The 2,971-nt window shown below is 59.8% G+C and carries 3 protein-coding genes; 2 read left to right on the forward strand and 1 reads right to left on the reverse strand.

Annotated features, from left to right (window positions below; translation table 11 throughout):
• Positions 1 to 247: hypothetical protein (locus tag EN991_RS30160; protein ID WP_127370110.1), on the reverse strand; the 247-nt coding region annotated here is incomplete at its 3' end.
• Positions 248 to 808: 561 nt separating this feature from the next.
• On the opposite strand from EN991_RS30160, the gene EN991_RS40060 reads away from it, so the two are divergent.
• Entirely contained in the window at positions 809 to 1,498 is a 690-nt protein-coding gene (locus tag EN991_RS40060) for an FAD-dependent oxidoreductase (protein WP_164766153.1), read from the forward strand.
• 34 nt (positions 1,499 to 1,532) lie between these two features.
• A complete protein-coding gene (locus tag EN991_RS40065; protein WP_164766154.1) occupies positions 1,533 to 2,444 on the forward strand; it encodes a GMC family oxidoreductase in 912 nt (303 codons plus the stop codon).
• Positions 2,445 to 2,971: the final 527 nt, after the last annotated feature.

Raw genomic sequence — 2,971 nt, forward strand, 5'->3', positions numbered from 1 at the left:
GTGGCACACCCGCTTCGAACTGTTTGGTGTTAGCCAACCGCAAAAGCCGCAAAGGAAAACAGACTGCGTCCCGGTTGGCGGGCGACATGTCCTCGAAGAGGCGCTCATCAGCCGTGAACGAGGCCTCCGCGGTTTTCAAAGCCATATCGATATCATCAACCGAAAGAAGGCCCCTCCGGACCAAGGCGTTATTGACGGCAGCGACCGCCATAAGCAAACCTTCCAATTGCAGGTTGGCGACGTTCATGGGCCATTGTCCTTCATATCGTTGGGCGCCCGTCTATCGATAATCCTGCTCCGGAAGCCTTGTGGCGTGCGGCGATGGGATTGCCGGCTTGCTAGAGCGTTTCGGCTGCGCGGCCGCGCCGGAACTGGCATCTGGTAGCGCCATGGCTTGGATCTCCGCTGGGCTGCTGGACAACTCTCCACATGCCTCGAGGTTCCGGATCGCCATGGCAACCTCGCAAGCAGAGGCAAGGCTTCAGCCGGAGCCAACAGCGTGTCTGTCGGCGAGCCATGGGCGGGAAATCTCGCGAATGGAACCGGAATACCACCACCGAACTCAGGCTGAGAAGTGCGTTCACCATAACCATGCCCTTTGAGGGTGGTCGCAACAAAAACTCTTCCGGTTCGGGCCCCTTGAAGTCGTCACGGACCTCGCCACCAAAGCCACCTCTTTTGGGCCGGCGCTTCAAATGCGATCAATCGGGTGGTTGCCAACTGCTCCTCGCGCGCTACCTGCTTCGCCCAAGCCGGGCGCGAAGGGTGGGAGCGTGCCTTCGGGGATCGAACAAATCCGGAGTGAACGTTGATCGCTCAATTCACCGCAGCGGGCGACGGACTTGCCTACGACATCTGCATTGTCGGAGGTGGCACTGTCGGCCTGGCCATTGCCGCGGCGCTCGAAAATGCAAAGCTACGCGTCTGCGTTCTGGAAGCGGGCGGCAGGTGGCAGACCAAGAGATCGCAGGAGCTCTACCACGGCATTGTCGCAGATCCCCTCGTCCACCCGCCTGTCCAGAATTTCCGGATACGAGCGCTGGGAGGATCGAGCCGAGCATGGGGTGGCCGCTGCGTGCCGTTCGATGGCATCGACTTCCAGAAGCGGGAATGGGTGTGCAATTCGGGCTGGCCGATCACCTATGAAACCCTGCTGCCCTACTACCGTCGGGCGCACGAGGTGATCGAGGTCGGGTCTTACGACTACGATCCAACAAGCGCGTTGCCTGGTTCTCGCGTTGAACTATTCGAGGGCGTCGACGGCGATTTGTTCAGGACCCGCCTGGAGCGGTTTAGTCGACCAACCAACGTGTGGAAACGGCTTTCCGGGTTGCTGCGGACTTCGCGTCATATCCACATCTGGTTAAACGCTGCGGCGACGGGAATTCGCCTGGCGCCGAACGGGCGTTGCGTCCACCACATCGACTGTGTTGACTTGAAGGGCACAAAGCGTGAGGTCACGGCTTGCCATTACATTGTAGCCGCCGGCGCGCTTTGAGACCACCCGATTGCTACTTGCCTCGAATGATGTGATGCCAGCTGGTATCGGCAACGCCCGAGATCAGCTCGGTCGTTTCTATATGGCCCATCTGGGAGGCACAGTCGGAGCACTAAAGTTGCCGAACGCCCAGCAGGCGGTTGCTTTTGGCTACGAGCGGGACGCGGCCGGCATCTACTGCCGAAGGCGGCTGTCGCTCACGGAGCGAGCGCAGCGGGAGCATTGCTTGCTCAACCAGATCTTCCGCACCCATCTCCCAGATCCAGCCGATCCCAGCCACAACGACCCGATCCTCTCGGCGATGTATCTCGTGAAAAGGACATTTCTCCCGAAACACCTCAGAGGTCGGCTGCAACATTCAATGACGCTGGACGAAAAGCTCGCGCACGTTCAGAACGTCGTATCCTCGCCAGTGCGCCTCGGGCGCTTCGGTTTGCGCTGGATGGCGAACAGAACTTTCGCACGGCGAAAGCTGCCCTCCATCGTATTGGGGCCGCGCGCCAATGTGGTCAATCTTGAGTTTCATTCGGAACAGGAGCCGAACCCCGCAAGCAGACTGACGTTGGTGAGCGAACGCGACCGATTGGGTATGCCGAAGCTGCGCGTCGATTGGAAAACCACGAGCAACGATCTCCAAAGCATCGCGCGCGCCTATCGACTGCTCGGTTGGAAGCTGGAGAAGATCGGAGCTACCATTTCAGGATTTGAACCTGGCCATGTGATCGAAATGGCAGACAAATCAGGCGCCATGGACGGTCATCACCTCGGTACCACGCGAATGTCTGCGAGCCCGACCGATGGGGTTGTTGACGCTGAATGCCGAGTTCATGGACTGATGAACCTGCACATCGCGGGCGGCTCGGTTCTGGCAACATCCAGCCAGGCGAATCCCACCTTGACGATCTTGGCCCTTGGGCTCCGTCTCGCGGACAGGCTTCGCCGGTGATGATCACACCGGCAGCTGCTGAGTGACTGCGCCCAACTCGCGCCTAACGTGGGCTGCTTCATCACATTCGGAGGCCGCTTCCTGTGTGTCAGGCTATCTGCTGCCCGCACGTATCGCGGCAGCGTCTCTAGTTCGAATGTGGGCAAGCTCGCCAGCGAGGCACGCATACTCGTAAGCTGGTGCTTAAGGCTCGTCCGCCACCTTCGCCATCGCTGTGCCATTAAGCGGCGAAAAACGACGCGACCGCGCAGCCTGTTGGCGGCTGTAAAGCATCCGAGCGCAGTTCGTTCGGACGCCGTGCAAGAACCGTGGCTCGGAGCAGGCCTTACCCGACTGGAGTCGATAGCGAGGAGAGGAGTGCTTCGTTCAAAATCCCGCCATCGTGCCAACTTGCGCGCTTGATTGTTCCATTTCAGCACGTGCGCCGCTGTCTCCATTTTTGCGACCGCTTGCCCGAAGTCGGGGTTCCTTAAAATCAAAGCGGCCGCCTCGCAACTTCGGCCGTAGTCGTACGTTGTGCGATTCAC

This window comes from Mesorhizobium sp. M7A.F.Ca.US.005.03.2.1 (genome assembly GCF_003997795.1).
In the GTDB taxonomy this organism is placed as follows: Bacteria; Pseudomonadota; Alphaproteobacteria; order Rhizobiales; family Rhizobiaceae; genus Mesorhizobium; species Mesorhizobium ciceri.

Coding starts and splice junctions, on each gene's coding strand:
- EN991_RS40065 (WP_164766154.1), top strand. CDS start 1,533: ATGCCAGCTGGTATCGGCAACGCCCGAGATCAGCTCGGTCGTTTCTAT.